The following is a 4,057-nucleotide window of genomic DNA, read 5'->3' on the forward strand; positions in this document are numbered from 1 at the left end:
GGTAACGGCTTCGCCGCCCTGCCGTTGACCGCTGCTTCCGCACCGGGAGCGGCGATCGCCGCGTCGGACCCGGCAGACGACGTGCCGGCGCCCTCGCCCGAAGCTGCGGCGCCTCGCCTGTCGTGTACCGATCTCGGCGGCCTGCGCATCCCCGCCTCGGTCCTCGGCCTGCCCACGGGCGGAGGAACGGTCACCGAAGCCAAGGCCGTTGCCGCTGGCGACGCGGGCAACTTGTTCGGGGCCTACTGCAAGGTGCGCGGCACGATCCAGCCGGTCAATCCAGCCTCGCCCGGCATTCAATTCGCCCTCAACCTGCCGCAGGGCTGGAACCGCAAGACCATCCATTTCGGCGGCGGCGGCTTCAACGGCCGGCTGATCGACGGCACCGAGACCATCCGATTCGGTCCGGCCGATAAACCCGCGCCCCTTGCACTGGGCTACGCCACCTATGGGGATGACTCGGGCCACCAGTCCTCCAGCATCACCGACGGCAGCTTCGCCGCCGACGACGAGGCGCTGGCCAACTACGGCGGCCAATCACTGAAGAAGACCCGCGACACGGCCCAATGGCTGGTGCAAGCGTACTACGGCGACACGCCCCGCAAGGCCTATTTCCTCGGGACTTCGACCGGCGGGCGCGATGCGCTGGCCTATATCCAGCGCTGGCCCGCCGACTACGACGGCGTGATCGCCAACGAGCCGGCGCTCAACTACACCGGCACGCGCCTGTCGAACGTCGCGGCGGGTCGCGCGCTCTATGCCAATGGCGGCTCCGGCTGGCTCAACGTCGCCAAGACGCTCCGGGTGCAGAAGGCAGCGCTGCAGGCCTGCGACACGCTGGACGGCGCGGCCGATGGCATCGTGAGCAACGTCGAGAGTTGCAGGCTGCTCAACGCGCAGTTGCTGGCCTCTCTGCGCTGCAACGGCGGCGTCGACACCGGCAACGACTGCCTGTCGGATGCGCAGCTCGCGACCGTGCGCACCATCGAGTCGCCGCTCGAGTTCGCGAGCTACAGCCTGGCCCACGGGGTGCGGCGCGCGGGCGGCTACAACCTGCTGGAGGGAGCGCTCGTCGCCGGTCCCTTCACCACGCGCGACCTCGGCACCCGGCCGGTTCCTGCGAATCCGGCCACCTCGGCCGACGCCAACATGTACGTCACGGGCGACCAGTGGGTGAAGTTCTTCGTCACCCGGATGGCGGGCTTAGATTCGCTCGGCTTCGATCCGCTCGCACCAGGCCCCTACACCGCCCGCGTTGCCGAGGTGTCGGCCATCACCGACGCCACCGACCCCGACCTGCGGCCCTTCCTCTCGCGCGGCGGCCGGCTGATCCTGCTGCATGGTCTGGCCGACGAGGTCATCAGCCCGAATTCCACCATCGACTACTTCCAGCGCCTGATTGCCACGGTCGGCCAGGCCGCGGTCGACCAGGGCGTGCGCTTCTACACCGTGCCCGGCATGGGCCACGGCACCGGCGTCTTCATTCCCAACTGGGACTCGTTGGCCGCATTGGAAGGCTGGGTGGAGAACAAGCTGACGCCGGCTACCGGGGTGGCGGTGGACACGGTCGCGGGCACCTATGGCCGCACACGGCCGTTGTGCGAGTTCCCCTCCTGGCCCAAGTACCGCGGCAGCGGCAGCCTGGACGCGGCGGTCAATTTCAGCTGCGTCGTCGAGACGGGCGACCCGCTGGCATGCCCCCACCTCCCGACCGCGGCAACCCGCTACAAGGGGGGCGACACCCTGGGCGAGGAACTCAGCGTGCAGATCGACCCCGCCACGCTCTCCTACGCCGTCACGCTCGAGGCCACCGGTCTGCGCGCTCCCGGTACCCAGCGCAGCGGCACCCTGCTGCCGCAGGGCCGCTGCAGCTACGCGAGCGCGGAGGCCGGTGCGGTCTTCACCTTTGCGAGCGGTGGCGTGCTGGATGGCGGGGTGTCTGCGCCCACGGGCGGCGGCCACGTGCCGCTGCTCGCCTTCCAGAACACCTTCGGCAACGAGAGCACGCCGACCGTATTCAACCCGGTGGCCATGATCGCCAATGCGGCCGGTGTCCAGCAGTCGGCGAGCGGTGCGGCCGCTGCGAATGCCGCCGCCGTGCGGCTGCGCAACGCCGGCACCTTCCAGTACTGCCGCGACCCCGCAAGCGGCGGCGCCATGGTCTACGACCCGGCATGCACGCAAACGGAGAAGGGATACCTCAACTATGTCGCGGCGCGCGGCGCGTTCGATGTCTTCACCACCTCACCCACCGGCGGCGCCGCCACCAGCGGCGGCACATTTTCCGGCTCGATGGTGATAGGCCTCGTGAACGGCAGTCCGCTTCCCTTGCACCTGGTGCGCAACGGCGACGGCAGCCACGGCATGCGCCTGCTCGCGCCGCAGCAGAGCCTGGCGTCCGGCGCGGCCGATGGCAGCTACGCGATCGCGAGCGTGCAGGGCCACAGCCGGGAAGCCACGGTTGCAGGCGCCGCTTTCAACCTTGGCGGTGCGGCCGCCGCACTCAGCTACGACACGCCCGTGCCCGGCGTGGTGCGGGTCGACGCAGGCCGGCCGGGTCAGTTCATCTTCAATGGCGGCGTCCTGGCCTTCGTTTCCAGTGACGCCAGCCAACCGGCGTTCGAACTCGGCGCACGGCATTGAGACTTCTTCATTTCATCTTCCAGTCAAGTAGGAATGCCAGTCACCCAGCACCCCCTCCACGGCGCCATCAATCGATACATCCGACGCCAGGTCAGGCCACGACTCTGACTGCGGCGGCACAGCGTGCGATGCCACAGCCCCGCGACCGGCGCACCGGAGTCAACATGAAACACTCGTTCGTCCTCGCGGCCATTGCGTTCGCCGCTGCAGGAGTCCAGGCCCAGGACTTCCCGGCCGGCAAGCCGATCACCCTCGTGGTGCCCTTCGCGGCGGGCGGCCCGACCGTCATCAAGGCCGCCGGCGTGTACGCCGACTGACTTGTACAAACCCACAGAACGCAATGAGACTCGCAATCCTCTCTTTGGCACTGGCCAGCACGGTGCATGCTGGCTCCGGCTTTGCCCAGCAAGCCCCCGCCCGCGATGAATTCTGCTGGCTGGGAGAGATGAACAAGGCCACGGCAGTCATCAATACGGATGAAGGCCTGCTGGAAACAGCGATGGCGCCCCGCGTCGCCGCCGGCATCTCCAAGGTCCTCAAGGATGGCAGCCAACCCGGGGCGAAGCGCCCTTCCAGTGTCATCACGTTCGAACCGCTGTTGATTGCCGCGGCCGGCTCGGAGGTGACTTTGCTCCACGCAGGCCGCTCCAGCCAGGATATGCATGCCACCTACCGCGCCGCCATCCTGCGCGACGACATGCTCGACCTTGCCGACCAGCTGAACAAGACGTCCGGCGCGCTGGTCAAGCTCGCCGAGAAGCACGTCGACACCATCGTCCCGAACTACACGAACGGCGTGGCCGCGCAACCGAACAGTTTCGGGCACTACCTGCTGGGGCACGCAGCAGGGCTCGAACGGGACGCACAGCGTATCCGTGAAGCCTATGTGCGAATCGACCGATCGGCCATGGGAACGACCGTCTTGAACGGCACCAGTTGGCCGCTGAATCGCACCCGCATGGCCAACTATCTGGGCTTCGCGGCGATCGTCGACAACGCCTACGATGCCGCGCAGATCTCTTCGACGGAACAACCGGTCGAAGTCAGCGCCATCGTGACAAGCATCGCCCTCCACGCCGGCCACTTCGTCGAGGACATCATGACTCAGTACGCCCAGCCGCGCCCCTGGATCTTGCTGGAAGAAGGCGGCTCCAATACCTACGTCTCCAGCGCAATGCCGCAAAAGCGCAACCCAGGGCTTCTCAACACGACGCGGCGCGATGCATCCACTTCGGTCTCGTTGGCAATGGGTACCGTGATCCAGGCCCATATCATCACCCCCGGCATGAGTGACCCCAAAGAGGTCAAAGCCAACAGTGCGATGGTCCACAGCGCCATTGCTCTCCTGAAAAACTGGGACAAGATCCTGAATTCGCTTGTCGTCAGCCCCGAGCGCGCACGGGAGGAACTCAAC

Annotated in this window: 2 protein-coding genes and 1 pseudogene; all 3 read left to right on the forward strand. The window is 67.4% G+C overall.

The annotated features are described in order from the left end of the window. The coding region (locus tag AC1DY5_RS45155; protein ID WP_478120914.1) for a tannase/feruloyl esterase family alpha/beta hydrolase at positions 1-2,643 on the forward strand (2,643 nt) is incomplete at its 5' end. A gap of 164 nt (positions 2,644-2,807) precedes the next feature. After that, positions 2,808-2,927 (forward strand): annotated as a pseudogene (locus tag AC1DY5_RS45160) (tripartite tricarboxylate transporter substrate binding protein BugD); the annotation flags it as partial. 56 nt (positions 2,928-2,983) lie between these two features. Further along, positions 2,984-4,057, forward strand: a 1,074-nt coding sequence (locus AC1DY5_RS45165) for a lyase family protein (protein WP_478120915.1), incomplete at its 3' end; no start/stop codon positions are given.

The organism is Variovorax sp. P4_D9, assembly GCF_056401695.1.